Genomic DNA, 21243 nt, shown 5'->3' on the forward strand with positions numbered 1-21243 from the left:
ATGACCGCGCTTAACTGGTAACTAAATTAATCTTCAAAATACGTGTAGCCTTCAAGCCCTGCATTTAGTTCGGTGAGGTATCCTTCTTTACAGTGCGCTGATACATTAAGTTTGTTAATTTGGTTAGCGAAGTTTTCAGCTAATAGCTCACTATCATAGTCAACGAATTTTAATACATCCTTAACACTGTCTCCTTTAATGGCATTGGTTAATACATACCCTTGCTCATTAAGCTCAACATGCACTGAATCAGTATCACCAAATAAATTATGTAAATCACCCAAAATCTCTTGATAAGCTCCCACCATAAACATAGCAATATGATACTGCTGACCTTGGGTATATTCTGGAATAGGCAAGCTTGTTTCGATGCCTGCACCCTCAACATACTCGCGTATTTGGCCGTCGGAGTCACAGGTAATATCTTGAATAATAGCGCGCTGAGAAAGCGGCTGCGTTAAATTTTCGATGGGCATAACCGGAAATAACTGCTGAATGCCCCATACATCAGGTAATGACTGAAATAATGAGAAATTAACAAACAGTTTATCAGCCAGCTTTTCATTTAAATCATCCAGCACTTCTCGATGTGCGCGAGCATTCGCGCTGAGTGATGCGCGTACCCTATGTAAAATAGTGAAGTAAAGCTGCTCTATTTTTGCCCACTCTAGCATGCTCACTAAACCATGTACGTACTGATCGTGTGCTTCACTAAATAAGTGCATCGCATCATGATATATCTCTAGTGCCATCCGCGGATTTAAACGCTGTAAACATTGCCACATTTCATCCAGTACCAAGGCACTATTTTTAACCGGTGGCTCTGGGTTTAAATGATTGGGTGCTTTTTCTACATCAATCACATCGGTAATAAGCACCGCATGATGTGCAGTAAGAGCACGGCCAGATTCAGTAATAATTGCAGGGTGAGCTAAGTTATGTTGATCGCACACTTCGGCAAAGGCATTCACTACATTACGTGCATATTCCTCTACCGTGTAATTCATTGAGCAGGCACTGCGCGAGCCAGAGCCTTCATAATCAACGCCGAGTCCACCGCCTACATCAACGGTATTAAGTGGCACACCATATTGGGTTAATTCTGCAAAGTGACGAGCGCACTCGCGTAACGCCCGATGAATATCGCGAATATTGGCAATTTGAGAACCAATATGAAAATGCACCATTTGCATTAAATGCAACTTGTTATGTTGCTTAAGCACTTCCACTGCACTGAGTACTTGTCCTGCGGTTAAACCAAACTTGCCTTTTTCACCACCGGTATTTTGCCACTTACCTTTACCTACTGAATTCAAGCGAATACGAATTCCTATGGCGGGCTCTATACCTAAATTATCAATTTCTTCTAGTAAGGTGGTGAGCTCTGAGAGTTTTTCTACCACAATTTTTACACTATGCCCCATTGCTTGACCAATACAGGCTAAACGTAAAAATTCGCTGTCTTTGTAGCCGTTACATACAATAGTAATAGGCTCTTTTGCTATCCCTAAAATAGCCATTAACTCAGGTTTTGAACCCGCTTCAAGCCCAACTAAGCCACTAGGGTGCGCCAATAGCTTACTTACCACAGAGCGCTGCTGATTTACTTTAATCGGGTAAACACAGGTATATTTTCCGTTATATTCACGGTTTGAACGCGCTAAAGTAAATGCATTAGTGAGGGTATCTACACGATTTTTTAAAATATCGGTAAAACGCACTAATACAGGCAACGTTAATCCCTGCTGTTTAAATTGCTCAGTGAGTTGCGCTAAAGAAATAGCAGGTTTTGTTTGATCGCCATCCGGATAGGCTATCAACTCACCTTGTGCGTTAATATCAAAATAACCATCGCTCCAATGAGCAACGTTATAGGTAGCACGTGCTGTTTCTAAACCCCAAGTCATGGCAATTCTTCTTTATTAAATTAGGTATAAAGGGGCATTTTAATACGTCACTATCTGCTAAGCTAACAAAAATTGAACTTTCCCCTATTTATAACTAACTTTATTCACTCAAGGGGGTAAAATTTGATTGAGCAATAGCCCAAGCACTGGCAGAATTGCTTCCTTTTTTCATACTCAACCAAAAGTGTAACAACAACGATGGCAAATTTAGATCAAAGCAAGTGGTTTACTGAAATTAGCGACCGCGATGGCAGCGCATTTTCATTACGTATTAACAAAAAGCTAGATGAAAAACAGTCTCCTTTTCAAAAGGTAGAAATGTTTGAAACCACCGACTTTGGTAATTTAATGATCATTGATGGTTGTACTATGGTCAGTAGCCGTGAAAACTTTTTTTATCATGAAATGATCAGCCATCCCGCATTATTAGCGCATCCAAACCCAAAAAATGTGGTCATTATTGGTGGCGGCGATTGCGGTACATTACGTGAAGTGCTCAAGCACCCAAGTGTAGAAACGGTTACACAAATCGATATTGACGAAGTAGTGACCCAAATGTCATTAAAGTATTTTCCAGAATTATGTGAATCAAATAACGATGCCCGTGCCACTGTGATGTTTGACGATGGCATTAAATACATGCATCAAGCCGCTAGCGAGTCTATTGATGTAGTAATTGTTGATGGGACTGATCCAGTAGGCCCAGGTGAGGGTTTATTTAACCATGCATTTTACACCAGTTGTTTAAACGCATTGCGCCCTGGCGGTATTTTAGTACAACAAAGCGAATCGCCATTAATGCATATGCCATTATTGGTTGAAATGCGCGAAGCTATGTTAAGTGTTGGTTTTAACGATTTACAAACACTCCCATTCCCACAACCTATTTACCCAAGTGGATTATGGTCAGTGACGCTAGCCCGTAAATCAGAGGCTTTCAACGGCTTTAGAGAAGACGCTGCAACACAAATTGCAGAGCACAGCGAATACTACAATGGCGGCATTCATCACGGTGCACTCGCAACACCTAACTACATGCAACGCGCTTTTAATAAAAAATAATAAATACAAAACCGGGCTCGCTAGAGCCCTTTTTTATATGTTTAATTACATTGAATACGTTTGCAGTCATCTCGTAATAACCCCACCTTCACTTTATGCTCATAGTCTACAATTTGACATAAAGGACACACAATGAGATTACCTTTACTGCTAGTTGCTTTACTTTCAAGCAGCGCTTTTGCAAAAGAGGCCATGCTGGAATCGCCTGACCAAAAGATTAAAATCACCATTTCTGATCAATCTTCATCTCCTTACTACTCTATTAGTTTTAATGATAAGCCTGTTATTGCGCAGTCACATTTAGGTTTTAGATTTAAACGCCAAGCGCCGTTTGATGAAGGCTTTGTTATTAGTGACGTAACTCGCTCACAAACAGATAGCCAGTGGCAACAACCTTGGGGTGAGCGCCAAACCGTTGTCGACAAACATAATGAAATTGCCGTTACCTTTAATAAACCCGTCCCCCACGGTGGCACATACACAGTGCGATTTAAAGCCTTTGATAACGGGGTGGGATTTCGCTATGAAGTCCCTAAGCAAGCCAATTTTGAAAAAACAGAAATTACTAAAGAACTAACCGAGTTTGCCATCGCCGGTGCCGATAAAGCCACCGCATGGTGGATACCCGCTCGCGGTTGGAATCGTTACGAATATGTCTATAACACCACAGCCTTACAAGATGCCGCACTTGCTCATACCCCTTTTACTTTTAAAAATAACAACGGCGTACATGTCAGCATTCATGAAGCAGCCCTGATAGATTATGCGGGCATGGTACTTAACCAACGTCGCCCAGGCACGTTTAGCGCCGATTTAACGCCATGGTCAGATGGTATTGCGGTCAAAAAACACGGTGCATTTACTACCCCATGGCGCACCATTCAAATGGGTGAGCGTGCGGTAGACTTAATTAATTCAGATATTATTTTAAATCTCAATGAGCCAAATAAGCTCGGTGATGTATCGTGGGTTAAACCAGGCAAATACGTAGGTATTTGGTGGGGCATGCACATCAATGAGAATACGTGGGGCAGTGGCGAAAAACACGGTGCCACCACAAAAAATACTAAACACTACATGGACTTTGCCGCAAAATATGGCTTTGATGGCGTATTAGTTGAAGGGTGGAACACCGGTTGGGATGGCGACTGGTTTTTTAATGGCGATGTATTTAGTTTTACCCAACCATATGATGGCTTTGATATTGAGGAGCTTACCCGCTACGCTAAGCAAAAAGGGGTACAGTTAATTGGCCACCATGAAACCTCAGGTAACGTAACAAATTATCGTAACCAAATGGAAGATGCTTTTGCGCTTTACGAGCAATCAAATGTAAGCCAAATTAAAACCGGTTATGTAGCCGATGGTGGTAATATTAAGCGCATTGATGAAAACGGCATTGCCCGTTTTGAATGGCATGACGGCCAATTTATGGTTAATGAGTACTTATACAACATTAAGCTAGCTGCAAAACATAAAATAAGTATTAATACTCATGAGCCAATAAAAGACACCGGCCTTCGCCGTACTTACCCTAACTGGATTACCCGTGAAGGCGCCCGCGGCCAAGAATTTAACGCATGGGGCACGCCGCCAAATCCGCCAGAGCATATCCCCATGCTTGCATTTACCCGCATGCTGGCCGGGCCTATGGACTTTACCCCCGGTATTTTTGACATGAGCTTTAATGGCTTAGGTGGCGATACAAACCGCCCGCAAACAACACTTGCCAAGCAATTAGCGCTTTATGTGGTGTTATACAGCCCAATTCAAATGGCCGCTGATTTACCAAAAAACTATTTAGCTAAACCCGATGCGTTTCAATTTATTCAAGACGTACCGACCGATTGGCAGCAAAGTATTGCGCTAGATGGAGAAGTAGGCGACTTTATTGTATTTGCACGTAAAGAACGTAAACGCGATCAGTATACGGGTAACGATTGGTACTTAGGGGCGGTTACTGATGAAAACGCCCGCACCATAGAGGTTAAACTCGACTTTTTAGAAAAAGGTAAACGGTTTGAAGCGCATATATACCAAGACGGTAAAAACGCCGAATGGAAAAACAACCCTTACGATTTAAAAATCGAAAAACAGGTTGTGACTGCCAATGATAAACTAACATTAAAATTGGCCACCAGTGGTGGCACGGCTGTGCGCTTTAAAGCGCTTTAGTAAAAAATATATGCTAAAGCGTATATGAAAGACGTAATCATTATACTTATACCCAATAGTTTCTACTTGAATAAAAATTAAAAGTAACGATAATGCGAATCCATCTCATTTAAAAAATACAGGTCGAGTGTTCGTGTACAAAAAACTTTATTTAAATTGTTATAGGCGTTTTAAAATAGGCGTACTTGGGGCAGCGCTTATAACTGGAAGTAGTGCAGTTCAGGCACAAAAGCTTATAAAATCACCAACCGAACAAAGAGCCGGTATAATGGAGACGATAACAGTAGTGGGTAGCATCGAAACATCGGCTTTAGAGGCGAGCAAGCTTAAAGCAAATGCACCTAATGCAATGGAAGTGATCGACGCCGAACAACTGTTACAATTTAATGAGCAAGCACTTGGTGACGCATTGCGCAGACTTCCGGGTGTGAGCTTTGACGGTGCTAATAGAGCGCGCGAAGTTAGAGTGCGAGGCTTACCCGGTGAATATACGCAAATATTAATTAATGGTAGACCGATGATCGATGGCGAGTCTCGGCGTAATTTCGAAGTTGACCGGATCCCAACAGGGCTAGTTGAACGCGTAGAAGTGATTCGCTCACCGCGAGCTATTTATAATGGGCAAGGAAGCGCAGGCACTATTAATATAGTACTGAAAAATGGCGTTGATTATTTATCAGACTCAAATTTAGCAATAGGTGCTGGGTACCTAGAAAATAGTGGTAAACAGGGCGAAGTATCATTTTCACATGGCACACAAATAGGCCCTTTGGAGACGATGCTGGCCGGCTCGCTACAACAATTTCGCCGCAGCGAAAGTAAAGATGAATTCGAATTTGCTACTGATAATATCCCAAATGGTGGTGTACTTGAGATCAATGAACGCCGTTTTGACCAAGTTAACCTTGTACCGCGGTTTGCTTTGCAAACTAACACTGCAAACCGCTTTGAATTAGACCCTTTCTACTTACGCACTAAGGAATTTCGAGACGATATTGAAACCCGTTTAGAAGATAATCAAATAACTATTGACCGAGTTAGTGACGAGTGGCGAGAGAGAATTCGTGAAAGCTATGGCTTTCGCGCCGATTGGCAGCGAAAATTGGACGCAGCTGTAAAACTGCGTGTAGGTGTTGATTGGCAACAGGGCAAAACCGATACTAAACGAGATGAAACGCGTTTTAACGCTGACGGCAGCATTAATCGCGAAAGACAACGCACAGAGCTAATCGATATGGCATTGATCCGCCCTGAAATTGCTCTAAATATATCAACTGGTGCCCATGACATTAACATGGGTGCAGGTGCTGAGTTGCGAGAACACAACGAAACGAATTCAGAAATTCGTAATAGTAAGTTACGACCGCCACGCGAAGATCGCATTTTTGCCATAAACGAAGATATTCTGTTTGCCTTCGCCGAAGATATTTGGCAGCTCAGTGAACGTCTTGATGTAACAACAGGTTTGCGTATAGAAAATTCAGATACCAACACTACTGACTTTTTTGGTATCACGTCATCTCAAGATGCCACATTTTTATTGCCTTCATTGAACGCCGTTTTTACTGTCACACCTGATACCCAAATTCGCTTGGGCGTTGCTCGAACCTTACGTAGACCTGATCTGCGATCACTTTCTCCTGCTATTGACGAGCAAGACGGTAGCGCGGTTGAACCTGATATACAAGGCAACCCAAACCAACAACCAGAGTCTATTTGGGGTCTGGACATCGGTGCTGATTACTATTTTTTTGACAAGCAAGGCTACGTTTCACTAAACCTATTCAGACGTGAATTTACCGATAAAATAGAGTTTATCACTGAAAATATCGACGGACGCTTTATTGCCTCGCCACAAAATATAGGGGATGCCAGTGCAACTGGAGTTGAGCTTTCGGGCCGCATATCACTTGATTCAGTTGGCTTAAACACTATCTCACTTTGGGGTAATATGACCTATGCAGACTCTCGTGTCGAACAGGCAAGCGGTAAGCCAAGACGATTTGTCAACCAACCAGATATAATAGCAAACATAGGGGCCGACTTTTTTTATACACCATGGCAAACAACATTCGGGATTTCTGCAAATCATGTAGCTGCAATTAATCAAACACAGCGCCTGACTAATTACGGTTTTGTAGAGCAATCTATTGAACAACGAACTCGGCTGGATTTATCGATTAAAAATCAAATAACTGAAGATATTGATATGACAATAAGCATCACTAATCTTTTAGGTCAGACCGAGGATCGAGTTGAGCAAATTGTTGATGGCGCAGGTGTGTTTGAAACCCTTACTCGTACTCAAGAACCAACATACCGCAATGTATTTGCGCGATTAAAGTGGCGCTTTTAAGCGCCCTTATAATTTAAAAACTGCATCGTTTAACCTCTTTGGCACTGTTTATTGCAGTGCCTATATTCTTCCGTGGATTAACGCCACTGCCTGAAACGATTATGTCCATATTGCCTCCTTAAATCACCCAAATATACCGCTGCGCACATGTAGAGTCAGTATACATATTTACATAATTTCACTATTAAATCTCACATTGGATGGAAACATCATCATGATCTCCTACACTTATTTTTTATGTCACGATGACAAAAGAGGCTGTAAATGAAGTCAAAGTTAGGTCGGTGCTGCTATCAAAACCCTGATGGTTGGTGTTGTGATCAATCGAGTGGTGAGTCTGGCCTTTGTTATTGGCACGACCCTAAAATAGATAAAAGTAATGACAACATCAAATCTAAAGTTGAACAATGGGCGGCAGCAGGTAAACCTTTAGATGGGTTTCAGCTAGCCAAAACAAATTTAGCCGACCTCAACCTAGTCAACCAGGGCAGTAAAACTGGTTATCAATGTCGAAACGCCGATTTTTATCGAGCTGATCTGACCAATGCTCACTTTTTTGGCTTGGATCTGCGAGGCTCTTCTTTGATGAAGAGCAAACTAGTGTGTGCCAACCTTCACTGCGCCCAACTGCAAAAGGTTAATTTACTAGGCGCTGATCTTTCTCGCGCTAGGCTTGAAAATATTCAATGGGGAGAGGAGCTAAAACAAGAGCAAGAAGCTAAAGAGGCCTTAAAAAAAAGAGAGTACAAGCAGGCTTGTGCATTATGGCAAGAAGCTGAGGAAGTAAGTAGAGGAATTCGTAAGCAATGTGAAAAGCAAGGCTTGTTCGAAATGGCCGGGGTGTTTTTTAAAAAAGAAATGCGTTTTAGACGTTATCAAATACCCAAGTTTAGCCTGCAGAGAATGTTGTCGAAAACCGTTGATTTATTTTGCGGTTATGGGGAAGAGCCGTTAAGAGTGGTGTTATTTTCGCTGTTCGTCATTCTAGCCAGTGCAACGGCTTATTTTTTCTTAGGTGTCACCTCCGCAAACCCGATCTATGATGATGTAACAGGCTGGACATTTTACTTATTAGAGTTTTTCAACGCGATCTATTTTAGTGTCGTCACCTTTACCACTTTAGGTTATGGCGATATATCTCCTGTCGGTATTGCTCGTTTTATCGCTGCATTAGAAGCCTTCTTGGGCAGTTTTACCATGGCACTATTTGTTGTGGTGTTCGTTAAAAAAATGACGCGTTAGAATTCATTCAAAGTGAACTCTCAGCGCTGAATATATTTGTGCTTTAAAACCACACATCATTAAAACAAAGGCAACAGCGGTCGCCACCTAAGTTGATTAACGGTGCGCAGAATAATAATTTATTTAAAAATATACTCTGCATCGGTTACTGTGCAGAGTTTGGTATTTTTTTTGGCAAATATATCTTTGCACTTAAGCCGCCTTCTGGCCGGTTTTCAAGCTTCACTTTGCCACCATGCATATCAATAATACGTTTAATAATAGCTAAGCCTAAACCACTGCCTTCACTGCCTCGTGCAGCATCACCTTGTTTAAAGGGTTCAAACACAGATTCTAATTCACTCTCAGGAATACCGGGGCCATTATCGTTTACCGCAATAATGACGTACTTTTTATTGCTATTAAAATAACTTTGCACCTCAATATCCCCTTGCGAGTAACGCATGGCGTTTTCAATCATGTTGGTCACCACCCGCTTAATAGCCACACTGCTTAGCGGAATTTTACCCATATTAGGATAAGGCTTAAACGTGATCACCCGTTGATGTTTAAGCTCACTTTGCACCACTTCGCCAACCAGCGCGTTGATATCTTCATAAGTTTGCTCTTCACGCTTATGGTGGCGCAAATATTCGATAAACTGATCAATAATGCCGTTCATATCTTCAATATCGTAAATTATACCTTCGCGCAAATAATCATCTTCATCAACCATCATCTCTGTAGCTAACCGAATACGGGTAAGCGGCGTGCGTAAGTCGTGAGACACCCCAGCCATGAGTAATCGACGGTCATTTTCAAGAGCAGCAATGCCCCGCGACATTTGATTAAAGGCGCGTGTAACCTCAATCACCTCGCTCGACCCCTGCTCTTGTAATTTAGTGCTAAAGTCACCCACCCCTACTTTTATTGCCGCTTGTTGTAGTGCTTTTAACGGTCTGTTCAAATGCCGTGCAAATAACCAACCGCCTAATACACTTAAAAAACCTATGCTAGATAGGTAAAAAGTGAGAAATTCGAGATTACTTTCTTTAAATCCGGTTAAGGGGACTTTAACCCAATAACCAGGGGCTTGCGGTGCTTCCACCCAATAAATAAGTGGATCGGTTTGACTAATGCGTACCCGAGAAAACCCATTCAACTGCTCTGACATACTTCGCGATAGCCCTGAATACTCACGACTTTGCCCTAAGCCATTGCGCATTGCTTCACGCTGCGTCATCACCTCAATACCGGTTATTTCGAAAAACTTTTCTGAAACCTCATCGGTTACTTCAACACCCTCTTGCCAATCAATAAACACCGTTTTAATTTGCTTAGCGAGCATCAAATTAACTTGTTCAATAGTGGGTTTAACCACATATAAACTCACTGTGATGTAAGATACAATTTGATTAATAAGCAACAAGGCTGCCACTAAAAAAACGGTTTGCCCAAACGCACTACGCGGAAACATTCCCATAACTGTTACTTTTCACCATCAGGAACAAACACGTAACCTAAGCCCCATACAGTTTGAATATAGCGAGGATTAGCCGCGTCTATTTCTATCATGCGGCGCAGACGCGACACTTGCACGTCAATGCTGCGCTCTAATGCACTATAGTCACGGCCTCGGGCTAAGTTCATTAATTTATCACGACTTAACGGCTCTCGAGGATGGGACACTAACGCTTTTAACACTGCAAACTCACCACTTGTAAGCGATACGGTGTTATCGCCTTCACTCATTTCACGGGTAGCTAAATTTAGAGTGAATTTACCAAACTCAATCAAATTTTCTTCTGCTGAGGGCGCCCCTGGTACTTCTTTTGATTGGCGACGTAATATTGCTTTTATACGCGCCAATAGCTCACGAGGGTTAAACGGTTTAGGAATATAATCGTCAGCGCCGAGCTCTAAGCCAATAATGCGGTCTACTTCATCACCTTTGGCGGTGAGCATAACAATAGGGATTTGGTTTTCTTTTTGACGTAACCGCCTGCAAATAGAGAGCCCGTCTTCTCCGGGCAGCATTAAATCAAGCACCATTAAATGAAAATTCTCACGCTCAATAAGCCTATCCATTTGCTCAGAATCGGCAGCGGTTCTAACAATAAACCCTTGCTCTACCAAATAGCGCTCAAGCAAACTGCGCAACCGTTTATCATCATCAACCACTAATACTTTTATTGTCTCTTGTCCCATAATCTGTTGCTTATTTTTATAATTTATTAATAGTTAATATAAATGAAAAACTTAAGAATAAAAAACTAATTAAGCGCTTAGATTGTTATTGAACATTTCAAATCCCTTCATCACTATTTTATCTCGACAAGCTGCCTTTATTTTAATACCGTGCCACACATGAAAACTAAACAAGAACATGGCGTGAAAACTAATTTAATTACTCGCGAAGGTTATTTACAACTGCAGCAAGAACATGATCATCTTTGGAATAAAAAACGTCCAGAAGTGACTAAAATTGTGAGTTGGGCTGCAAGCTTAGGTGATCGCTCTGAAAATGCAGACTATCAGTACAATAAACGTTTATTACGCCAAATAGACCGTCGGGTGCGCTATTTACGAAAACGCATCCTTGATTTAAAAATTGTTGACTACTCACCCGTACAAGAGGGCAAGGTTTTTTTTGGTGCTTGGGTAGAAATAGAAAATGAGGCCGGTGAATGTAAAAAGTTTAGAATTGTTGGCCCCGATGAAATTTATGACCGCAACGATTACATTTCTATCGACTCACCAATGGCGCGAGCGCTATTAAAAAAACAAGTAGACGATGATTTTGAGGTCATGACCCCTCAAGGTGTTAAGCTATGGTTTGTAAATAGTATTACCTACCAAAAATAAAACGGCTAAGTTTTGATTCAGATCATATTAACTTTTTATTGTTTATATTATCTGAGTAAGCTATAAATGAAATCGCTCAAATAATATTGTATTAATTTGAGCGTAGTTAATTAAGGTCACCACGATGTCAAACATTACAGCGCGCATACTAAAACATGCCCTATTGTTTACACTCTTTATGAGTGTGAGTTTGACATTGCATGGCACACCTAAAAATGACAGTCTTGATACTGGTTTTACGCCAGCTGAATTTATTGTTTGTGACTCTCCTGACCAAGCAAATCTCGACACCGACACAGATTCTCATGTTGGTACTATCGCGCTTAGAGAAATTCAACCACTTCCTTTAACGCACCACTTTCATTATGAAAGCACTATTTTAACCACACCTTATAGCCACGCACATCAAAGAGCGCCACCCATTATTTAGTTTAATAACTTGCTTTTAAACATTATTAAATTTTATAAATTATTTAGGTGGATAGTATGTCTAACTTTAAAGAACTCCGTATTCAAGATATTTCTCATGGCACTATTGTAAACACGTTTACTGATAAGGTTGTCATTGATTTAACCTCACCAGCCACACAAGTGGTGACGAGCTTTACTGACACAAGCCCGATGCGTGCAATGTTTGATACCACGATTGAGCAAACCTTAAAACAATTAACTCACCAGCGCTCTGATTTTATTTTAGTCACCGATGAGCAACAAAAACTGATAGGTATTGTAGCGAGTGCTGATTTGCAAAGCTCAAAAATCATGATTTTAGCACAGCGCTTAGGCTTACCGCGCAATGAGATTAGCCTACGCTATTTAATGACTCCAGTGAGTAATTTAATGGGAATTAGTATGAAAAGTCTAAGTTACTCATGTATTGGGGATGTACTACAAACTATGCAACATAAAGGGGCTATGTTTTTATTAGTTACAGCAGCTAATAACGATATTTGCGGCTTAGTTTCAGCACGTGATATAGCTCGTAAGCTGCAAATTCCAGTGCATATTAGCCCAATAGCAACTACATTTAGCGAAGTGCTCGAGAGTGTAGAGCATCCTCACTAAACCAGTTTATTAATAGTATAGTCCCAACCCAAACTATGGCATCTTAAAGTAAGCAAATTAGCTTGCTTTAAGAGCTTTTCATTACCCTCCCCTGTGATATTATTCAAATCATTAACGCGTCAGTTAACTTATTAGCTGGTCTCATTTTTTGTATTAAAAGGTTTTTGCATGAGCGATATCTCTGCACGTTTAGCAACAGAGCTAAATGCACAGCAGCAACAAGTGGTTGCAGCAACAAAGTTACTTGATGAGGGCGCAACCGTCCCCTTTATTGCCCGTTATAGAAAGGAAGTGACCGGCGGATTAGATGACACCCAACTACGCCTACTAGAACAACGTTTATCTTACTTGCGTGAACTTGAAGAGCGCCGTGGCTTTATTTTATCGACGATAGAATCTCAAAATAAGCTTACCGGGGAATTAGCAGCTGATATAAGAGCAGCGCAAAGTAAAACCGAGCTTGAAGATTTATACTTGCCTTATAAAGCAAAGCGCCGTACCAAAGGTCAAATCGCTATTGAGGCCGGTTTAGAACCTCTTGCTAATGCATTATTTAACGACCCAATGCTCGATCCTGAGGTTGAAGCCGCTCACTATATTAATGCCGATAAAACGATTGCCGATACAAAAGCGGCCCTCGATGGCGCTAAATTTATTTTAATGGAGCGCTTTGCTGAAGATGCTAAATTACTCGCTAAATTTAGAAGTTATATTAGCCAAAATGGCGCTATTGAAAGCAAACTTATTGAAGGTCAAGAACAAGCTGGTGCAAAATACCGAGACTACTTTGAACATCAAGAAGCGTTAAAAAAAGTCCCCTCTCACCGTGCATTAGCCATGCTAAGAGCGCGTAATGAAGGCATTTTACAGTTAACCATAAACCCTGAGCCGAGTGCTGAAAATCCAGCCCAATTATGCGCTCACATGATCAGCGACCATTACCGTCTAGATATTAAAAATAAACCTGCCAGTGCGTGGTTATTAACCGTGGTGCAATGGGCATGGAAAATTAAGCTTGGGCTGCATTTAGAAAATGAATTTTTATCCACCATGCGTGAAAAAGCCGAAACCGGCGCTATTGATGTATTTGCGAAAAATTTAAAAGACTTATTAATGGCAGCACCTGCAGGCCCACGTACTACGCTAGGGTTAGATCCGGGTTTACGTACAGGTTGTAAACTTGCTGTGGTTGATAGCACAGGTAAACTGCTCGCTACACAAACAATTTTCCCACATGCACCACAAAATCATTGGGATAAATCACTGCGAACACTTGAACAATTATGTCGCCAACATAAAGTGGAGCTGATTGCGATTGGTAATGGCACCGCTTCGCGAGAATCAGATAAACTGGTTGGCGAACTGATCAAAGCAAACACTGAGCTAAAACTGAATAAAATTATGGTCAGTGAAGCCGGCGCATCGGTGTATTCTGCGTCTGAATTTGCCGCTAATGAGTTCCCAGATTTAGATGTATCAATTCGCGGGGCGGTGTCTATTGCACGTCGTCTTCAAGATCCACTGGCTGAACTGGTTAAAATAGAACCTAAATCCATTGGTGTAGGCCAATATCAACACGATGTATCGCAAAGCCAACTAGGCCAAAGCCTAATTTCTGTAGTAGAAGACTGTGTAAACAGTGTGGGTGTTGATTTAAATATGGCCTCAGTGCCTTTACTTACCCGTGTTTCTGGTTTAAACAAAACCTTAGCGCAAAACATTGTCAACTACCGTGATACAAATGGGTCATTTACAAAACGTAGTCAGTTGAAAAAAGTAGAACGCTTAGGGCCAAAAGCATTTGAGCAAGCTGCGGGGTTTTTACGCATAAATAATGGCAGCGATCCGTTAGATAACTCATCAGTTCACCCTGAAGCGTATCCAATCGTTAAACGTATTTGTGAGCATAATCAAGTAGACGTAAACACCCTAATTGGTAATAGTGAGTTTTTAAATAAACTCGCTGCAAACGACTATATTGACGATAAATTTGGCTTACCAACCGTGACCGATATTATTAGCGAGCTTGATAAACCCGGTCGCGATCCGCGTCCTGAATTTAAAACCGCAGAGTTTAAAGCGGGCGTTGAAAAAATTAGCGATTTAAAACCAGGAATGATTTTAGAAGGTGTGGTTTCTAACGTTGCTAATTTTGGCGCTTTTGTTGACGTGGGTGTTCATCAAGATGGCTTAGTGCATATTTCAGCCATTACTAACAAGTTTATTTCAGACCCGCGAGAAGTGGTTAAAGCCGGTGATATTGTTAAAGTAAAAGTGGTTGAAGTAGATGCAGCCCGCAAACGTATCAGTTTTACTATGCGTTTAGATGACGACATAGACACAAGCAATAAAACAGCACCCGCGGCACCGCAAAAACCTCGCAGCAATAATACAAACCAAGCACGTGTACCTAAGCCTAAACGCGATACAGGCAATGCGATGATGGGGAATGCATTTGCAGACGCCTTCGCAAATGCAAAAGTGAAAAAATAGTTAAAACCGTATATTTAAAAACAAAAAAACCGCTTAAGCGGTTTTTTTATATTTTACATAGCTTAAATTTGCGCTGAAAACTCGCTTTGAATAGCGGGTGATGTTGCCAGTTGATAAAAATTAGCAATGCGCCCTGCGCGCGCTTCAACTTCAACATCACGCGATTGCTCTTCGCTTTTAGCGGTTTTTACTTCTGAACTTTCACTATTAGAAAATGCAGCACTTACACTGCCATTTTGCTGTTTATCATCGTCGTTATCAGGTGCTGCCAGCTCGACTTGTGCAGCGGCTATTTTTTGAGTGGCGTCTGCCGCAATCGCTCTGTCGGCACCTGAAGGTTCTGCTGGTGCCAGTGCTGCAGCACGCACCGTTTGCATTTTATCGATGGTTGCTTGCGGATCGCCATTAACAACCCCAACATCTATCGGGACTTCGCCACCAACAGCATAATTGGTGCCGTCGGGGCCTCTTTGGTATTCGTAGCTAGGAGAACCTGCATATTGCCCACCTACAGCGGCATGCGCTTGCTCATGGGTACGTACTTCGGTATCGCGGGCTTTGAGTTCTTTAATTTGTTGCAGTTCTTGCTCAAGCTGCAGCTCTTCTTGCTCACTAACGTCTTCTGCAGTTTGCTGTTTTTCTTGCTCGGCATCATCTTGATCACCATCAGCATTACCTTCGCGTTGCGCAATGGTTTTTTCATCTGTAATTTTGCCGCTTGCAGTATACGTTGAACTATCGCTGTTACCAGGTAGTTTAGCTTTTTCTGCATCACTTTGCGCTTTATTTTCAGTACTACCGGCGGTGTTTGCAGCGGCTGGGGGAATGACTTCACGTAGCTGATTGTCACGCCGAGCCGTCTCTGTATAAACATTAGCAGTGTTTATATTAATCGACGGAAACGGCGTGACGATATTCATGAGAAATTACACTTTAATGTCAACTAAGGTACCAAGTACATCATCTGCAGCTTGAATTGATTGCGTGTTAGCCTTAGCGTTAAACTCTTCAACTTTTAAGTTTACTAACGCATCATCAATACGAGCAGGTTTAGATACTGGCGCGGTTACAGCTTCTTCTGGGCGGGCAGCCGCTAACTGACGTTGCTGCGCTAGTTGAGAATCATCTTGCTGCTCTATGCTCGCACGGTTGATCTCAGCGCTGGCTTTTTCAATACCTTGGCTGGCTCTATTAAACCCTTCCACTCCACTGTTAAACACAGATCCAATTGGCATAATAATAAACCTCCAGCTAGTAAATATTGTTTAATTATCGTTCAAAAATCGCCCAAAATAAAGCTTTAAACGCAAATATTTAACACTATGTTTCAAAGCATTGATTTAACGACAGATAAAAATTCATTTTTATGCGATATAAACGGCGCATGTGATGCTTTATCTAACACTTCGTATTCAAAGTCAGTATTAAGTGCTACCATTTTCTCAATTGCCCTATAAGGAACGAGTGAGTCTAACCGGCCAAAAATACCGCTAATAGCAACTGGGCACTGGGCAAATAATTCACGCAAGTCTTCATTTTGCAATATGTCTAGCCCTGCACTTAAAGCCTCGTTATTTGGAGCGCTTGACTGGCTTAATAATTGTTTTAGCTGCTTTACATCATCTCGAGCCGACTCACTGCCCATTGTCTGTATTGCTAAAAAACGCTCTATGGTTTTAGCACGCTCTTGTAATAACTGCTGCTTAAACTGAGTTAATACTTTTGGCTTAATACCTGGCCATGGTAATTGCTCTGCAAAAAAGGGGGTTGAGGCAACCAAAATGACTTTAGAGACTTTTTCAGGCCAATGTTTGGCAATATAAATGGCAAATAATCCCCCTAAAGACCACCCCATTAGCACCGATTGCGACTTCAATTTTTCACTGACCTGCTTTGCAGCATTATGCAATGTGTAAGGATGTAAAGAGACATTATTTTCGCCATAACCAGGTAAGTCTAAACAACGTACACTGCCTGAATATAAAAACGCTAATTCTGGTTTTATTAATTGCCAAACCCGTTGGTTCATTCCCCAACCGTGTAACAACACTAATTCACTTTGCATATTCGCCTAACCTTAACCAAACTTAAATCTATAATAGCGCTTTAAAGGAAATTTGTAATGAGGAGAATAAAGAGCCTAGCTGATTGGCTGTTTCCCTCGCATTGCGTGCTATGCCAAAGTCAAATTAACAGCGCAAAAGGACTGTGTCAGTTTTGTTTAGATGACCTGCCTTTGCTGGATTTGGTTAAGCATGATAATTTATTTTATCGCCCCGATATTGTAGCAATGTTTCCTAACTGTGAGTTTGATAAACTGTTTGCGTGCGCTTTTTATCAGCCCCCTTTTGATTTATGGCTTAAACAGCTCAAATTTAATAATCAAATTCATTACAAAAAAGCGCTGCAACAAGTCATTAAAAAGCAGCTTGCTATTTTTGCTGCTAAACAACCGTTAACTATTGATGCATTTATTATTTTACCTTTGCACAAAGCGCGCTTTTTAAGCCGAGGATTTAATCAGGTAACCCAAGTATGGCGCCCTTGTTTGTCTTCATTTAAGGTATTGGATAATGCTTTAATACGCAATAAAAACACTTCGGCGCAGTCACAACTGAGCAAAACAAAGCGGATAAAAAATTTACAGCAGGCATTTTCGTGCTCGGCTAATTTAGAGGGCAAAACGGTGGTCATTATTGATGATATTATGACCACAGGCGCAACACTCAATGCAGCGACTTTATCGCTAAAAGAAGCGGGCGCTAAACAAGTCTGGGCATTTACCACCTGTTTAACGCCCTTATAAAGAGCTTAGAACTTAGTTGCCACTGACGCGAAAGGTATGACCGAAAAATAGAGCGTTACTTAATAATCGGCTGGTGCCGTACCAATAACCTCTAAATACCGGGTTATCTGTCATCGCAATCACACTGCCTTGGCCATAAGAATGAGCCATTAGCGCAGCCCCACCGGCCACTTGCTCTACATTAACAGCATCGGTAAAACCGGCAAGTAGCGGCTGTTGTGTGTAGGTAAGTATATTTACAAACGGCGCTTGCGAGGCTTCTAGTAACCAGGTACTATTTTTAAACACTGGCAGTGTATTACGCGTCAATGAAAACGTCAGTGGATGCGTGGTATCTACATCAGTATTAAAGATAGCCCCTGCAATACGCTGACGACCCGCTAAATGGTCTTTGTCAGCATATTTTAAACCTTGGGTATCAAATGCACTGGCAACATCTTTGCGTGATAAGTAGCTTGCTTTTAATAGTTGCTGGTCGGCTAGAAACTTTGCTCCCCCTTTGTGACCCCAAATAACGCCGCCTTTTTTTACCCAGCTTTTAATCGCTATTTTATCGGCATCAGATAAGCTCGAATAATCGCCATGCGCTAACACAATGTGGCTGTAATCACTAAACTCTAACGCGCCTAAACGATTCATTTCAACAATTGTTGGGGCTACACCAACAAAGCGATCAAGGTAATACCACACTTCACCTGCTTCATATTGGCTAACTCCTTTACCGCCAACCAATAACACCTTAGGCGCAGAAACAACCGCCATAGATCGTGAGCCTAAGTCGGCACCTTTACTGGTTAAGCCTGTGGTAATTGGCTTAATTTCAATACCAAATTGGCTTTGTGCTTGGCTTAGCTTTGCTACCCAATCAGCATCTGTTTGCAATCCTGCAGGGATAATAATACTGCCGGCATCAAAATTTATCTCATTACTCGTTGATGTTGCGGTTAATGGCTTTAATGCAACACGTGCTTTAATACCTTGCTGTAATAAACTATTAAGCATTTTTGGTGCTTGCATATCATCCCATGCAAATCCATAGGCGTAACTTTTAGTAAGCGCGGTGAAAGCGGATTGTTTTGCTTTTTGCCACGCTGTATTTTCTACTTCTAATCCCCAACGACTTTTTACTTTAGCAAACGACAAATTAAACGCATGAGCCAATGTCCAACCCGACACATCGTAAAAGGTATTGTCGGCAAAGTTTTGTTGTTCACTAAAAATAGCTTTAACTAATCGGTATTGTGGTTGTGCAAGCGGGACAAAATAACTGTTGCGGGTAAAATTTTTACCTTCTGCTTTTAATGACTCTTTAACTGCAAACGCATCAATTTGATGCTGTTTGAGTATACTCAAAAAGTCGTTAGTACGTGTTTTGTCTTCACTGCCTTGAACAATATAACCTTGATAGTCTTCACTTTTAGCTAAATCGACTGCTTTATTATAAAAGTCAGCCTGGTAATCAAGCAAAGCTTGGCGGTTATCAATCGCCGCCTTAAATGTTGATAAGCTGGTTAAAAGCTGGTTTTTAATAGTAAAAGCAAAGGTTAGTGGGCCATTAATGGTCTGCTGGATATGACCACGAGCACTGGCTTGTTCAAATAAAATACCAACACCGCCATTTACATCAGGATACGTAGAGCCTTTGCCATAGTAAAAGTCATCAAAGCTTTCTTGTGTAAAATATAACGCGTTGTTTTCATCTAATGTTTTTGCATGATAATTTGCAATGGCTTTGGTTAACGTTACATTTTCATCGGGTGTGATGGGGTGTTTACGACTTGGAATACCCGGTTGAAAAAAGTAACTGCTGTTTGGTCCCATTTCGTGAAAATCGGTTAAGATATTTGGCTTCCACTGATGAAATTTAGCAATACGGGCACGCGATTCAGGGTGCTGCAGTAACAACCAATCACGATTTAAATCAAACCAGTAATGGTTAGTGCGGCTACTTGGCCAGCTCTCTACGTGCTCACGCGTTTGCGGATCTGACGATAAGTTCATACCTCGGTTGCTATTAGCCCAATTAGCAAAGCGCGCTAACCCATCGGGATTAAGTGAAGGGTCGAGCAAAATAACGGTATTGTTAAGTAGATTATTTATTTCATCACCTTGGGCTGCGGCTAAATAATAAGCCACGAGTAACGCCGCATTACTGCCGGATGATTCATTACCATGAACGCTGTAACCCATCCAAACAATGGCTGGCCCCTCTGCTGATGTATTGTTTGAATTAGCTAGGCGAGCTAAATGTGCTTGGCGAATTTGTTCACTATTTTTTAGTTTGTTAGCTGCGGTAATAGTGAGCATGACCAGTGGGCGCTGCTCATGGGTACGGCCTATTATTTCAAAATTAATTCGCTCGCTTTTTTGCGCTAAAATTTCCATATAGCGTACAAGTTGATCATGCCTTACATGCCATTCACCCACCTGATAACCCAATACGTCTTCAGGGGTTGGAATACTTGGATCAAATTCTAACTGTTGCTCAAAATAATAAGATAGAGGCTTTGCCATACCTGAAAAGCTGGCTAGTATCACCATTATTGTTAATATAAACCGCATATAAATCACTCTAAAAATGTTTGTTAATTGCACGCTAGCATTGCTTAAAATAGATGCCAACTTTTTACGCTCAACACTAGCCGCAACACGATGAGCGGAGTATGATATGCAGTATCCGAGTAATTTAGTCAAGTATAGACGGTTTTATGATTTCTATTTCCGAAACAGCACAAGCGCATTTTGCTAAACTATTAGCAGATCAATCTCAACAAACAAATATTCGTGTGTTTGTTGTTAACCCTGGTACATCACAAGCGGAGTGTGGTGTTTCTTATTGCCCAGAAGACGCGGTAGAGCAAAGCGATATTCGCCTAAACTTTAATGGCTTTGATGCCGTTGTTGATACTGAAAGCGCACCTTTTTTAGCCGAGGCTGAAATTGATTTTGTTACTGACAAAATGGGCACTCAGTTAACGCTAAAAGCCCCTAACGCTAAAGCACGTAAACTAAGCGAAGATGCAACCCTAAATGAACGTGTCCAGCACATGCTGGAAACAGAAGTAAACCCACAACTTGCAAATCATGGCGGCCAAGTAAGTTTAGTAGAGATCACCGCTGCTGGTGTTGCTGTGCTTCAATTTGGTGGTGGTTGTAATGGTTGCTCTATGATTGATGTCACACTAAAAGAAGGCATTGAAAAAGAAATGATTGCTAAGTTTGATGAGATCACCGGTGTGGCTGACATAACCGATCACGAAGCTGGCGAGCACTCTTATTACTAAGTATTAACC

Annotated in this window: 17 protein-coding genes; 10 read left to right on the plus strand and 7 right to left on the minus strand. The window is 41.5% G+C overall.

The window, feature by feature from the left end; translation table 11 throughout:
- Positions 1 to 26: 26 nt before the first annotated feature.
- Positions 27 to 1907 carry a biosynthetic arginine decarboxylase gene (gene speA / locus AC6H44_RS14300; RefSeq protein ID WP_500736295.1) on the minus strand — a complete coding sequence of 627 codons (1881 nt, stop codon included), beginning with the start codon at positions 1905 to 1907 and terminating at the stop codon, positions 27 to 29.
- 198 nt (positions 1908 to 2105) lie between these two features.
- Between speA and speE the strand changes: the two genes are divergently transcribed.
- The 4 genes from speE to AC6H44_RS14320 all read left to right on the plus strand — a co-directional run bounded on the left by speE (position 2106) and on the right by AC6H44_RS14320 (position 8742).
- Positions 2106 to 2969 (plus strand): polyamine aminopropyltransferase, encoded by an 864-nt coding sequence (speE, locus tag AC6H44_RS14305; RefSeq protein WP_500736296.1) that lies wholly within the window; start codon positions 2106 to 2108, stop codon positions 2967 to 2969.
- Positions 2970 to 3101: 132 nt separating this feature from the next.
- Positions 3102 to 5144 carry a glycoside hydrolase family 97 protein gene (locus AC6H44_RS14310; protein WP_500736297.1) on the plus strand — a complete coding sequence of 681 codons (2043 nt, stop codon included), beginning with the start codon at positions 3102 to 3104 and terminating at the stop codon, positions 5142 to 5144.
- A gap of 268 nt (positions 5145 to 5412) precedes the next feature.
- On the plus strand, positions 5413 to 7500 hold the full coding sequence (locus AC6H44_RS14315) for a TonB-dependent receptor plug domain-containing protein (RefSeq protein WP_500736298.1): 2088 nt from the start codon (positions 5413 to 5415) through the stop codon (positions 7498 to 7500).
- A 264-nt stretch (positions 7501 to 7764) separates the two neighbouring features.
- Complete coding sequence (locus AC6H44_RS14320; protein WP_500736300.1) at positions 7765 to 8742, plus strand: ion channel; 978 nt, start codon at positions 7765 to 7767, stop codon at positions 8740 to 8742.
- 145 nt (positions 8743 to 8887) lie between these two features.
- On the opposite strand, the gene envZ is transcribed toward AC6H44_RS14320, so the two are convergent.
- Both envZ and ompR read right to left on the minus strand, forming a co-directional pair.
- Complete coding sequence (envZ, locus tag AC6H44_RS14325) at positions 8888 to 10204, minus strand: two-component system sensor histidine kinase EnvZ (RefSeq protein WP_500736301.1); 1317 nt, start codon at positions 10202 to 10204, stop codon at positions 8888 to 8890.
- Between the two features lie 5 nt (positions 10205 to 10209).
- Positions 10210 to 10929, minus strand: coding sequence for an osmolarity response regulator transcription factor OmpR (gene ompR, locus AC6H44_RS14330; RefSeq protein ID WP_500736302.1), 720 nt, complete (start codon positions 10927 to 10929; stop codon positions 10210 to 10212).
- A 183-nt stretch (positions 10930 to 11112) separates the two neighbouring features.
- On the opposite strand from ompR, the gene greB reads away from it, so the two are divergent.
- The 4 genes from greB to AC6H44_RS14350 all read left to right on the plus strand — a co-directional run bounded on the left by greB (position 11113) and on the right by AC6H44_RS14350 (position 15144).
- Positions 11113 to 11586 (plus strand): transcription elongation factor GreB, encoded by a 474-nt coding sequence (gene greB, locus AC6H44_RS14335; RefSeq protein ID WP_500738438.1) that lies wholly within the window; start codon positions 11113 to 11115, stop codon positions 11584 to 11586.
- 124 nt (positions 11587 to 11710) lie between these two features.
- Positions 11711 to 12016 carry a hypothetical protein gene (locus AC6H44_RS14340; RefSeq protein WP_500736304.1) on the plus strand — a complete coding sequence of 102 codons (306 nt, stop codon included), beginning with the start codon at positions 11711 to 11713 and terminating at the stop codon, positions 12014 to 12016.
- Positions 12017 to 12072: 56 nt separating this feature from the next.
- Entirely contained in the window at positions 12073 to 12651 is a 579-nt protein-coding gene (locus AC6H44_RS14345) for a CBS domain-containing protein (RefSeq protein WP_500736305.1), read from the plus strand.
- Positions 12652 to 12819: 168 nt separating this feature from the next.
- Positions 12820 to 15144 (plus strand): Tex family protein, encoded by a 2325-nt coding sequence (locus AC6H44_RS14350; RefSeq protein WP_500736306.1) that lies wholly within the window; start codon positions 12820 to 12822, stop codon positions 15142 to 15144.
- A gap of 62 nt (positions 15145 to 15206) precedes the next feature.
- Here AC6H44_RS14350 and AC6H44_RS14355 read toward each other — a convergent pair whose 3' ends face one another.
- The 3 genes from AC6H44_RS14355 to bioH all read right to left on the minus strand — a co-directional run bounded on the left by AC6H44_RS14355 (position 15207) and on the right by bioH (position 17209).
- Positions 15207 to 16064: a putative metalloprotease CJM1_0395 family protein gene (locus tag AC6H44_RS14355; protein ID WP_500736307.1), complete on the minus strand. Its 858-nt coding sequence runs from the start codon at positions 16062 to 16064 to the stop codon at positions 15207 to 15209.
- Between the two features lie 6 nt (positions 16065 to 16070).
- Entirely contained in the window at positions 16071 to 16379 is a 309-nt protein-coding gene (locus tag AC6H44_RS14360; protein WP_500736309.1) for a hypothetical protein, read from the minus strand.
- Positions 16380 to 16471: 92 nt separating this feature from the next.
- Positions 16472 to 17209, minus strand: a complete 738-nt coding sequence (bioH, locus tag AC6H44_RS14365; RefSeq protein WP_500736310.1) for a pimeloyl-ACP methyl ester esterase BioH — start codon at positions 17207 to 17209, stop codon at positions 16472 to 16474.
- 57 nt (positions 17210 to 17266) lie between these two features.
- On the opposite strand from bioH, the gene AC6H44_RS14370 reads away from it, so the two are divergent.
- A complete protein-coding gene (locus tag AC6H44_RS14370; RefSeq protein ID WP_500736311.1) occupies positions 17267 to 17950 on the plus strand; it encodes a ComF family protein in 684 nt (227 codons plus the stop codon).
- Positions 17951 to 17962: 12 nt separating this feature from the next.
- On the opposite strand, the gene AC6H44_RS14375 is transcribed toward AC6H44_RS14370, so the two are convergent.
- Positions 17963 to 20512, minus strand: a complete 2550-nt coding sequence (locus AC6H44_RS14375) for a M14 metallopeptidase family protein (RefSeq protein ID WP_500736313.1) — start codon at positions 20510 to 20512, stop codon at positions 17963 to 17965.
- Between the two features lie 146 nt (positions 20513 to 20658).
- Here AC6H44_RS14375 and nfuA point away from each other — a divergent pair, with 146 nt between their 5' ends.
- Positions 20659 to 21234 carry a Fe-S biogenesis protein NfuA gene (gene nfuA / locus AC6H44_RS14380; protein WP_500736315.1) on the plus strand — a complete coding sequence of 192 codons (576 nt, stop codon included), beginning with the start codon at positions 20659 to 20661 and terminating at the stop codon, positions 21232 to 21234.
- The last annotated feature ends 9 nt before the right edge of the window (positions 21235 to 21243 follow it).

This window comes from Pseudoalteromonas sp. TAP-3C (assembly GCF_059888565.1).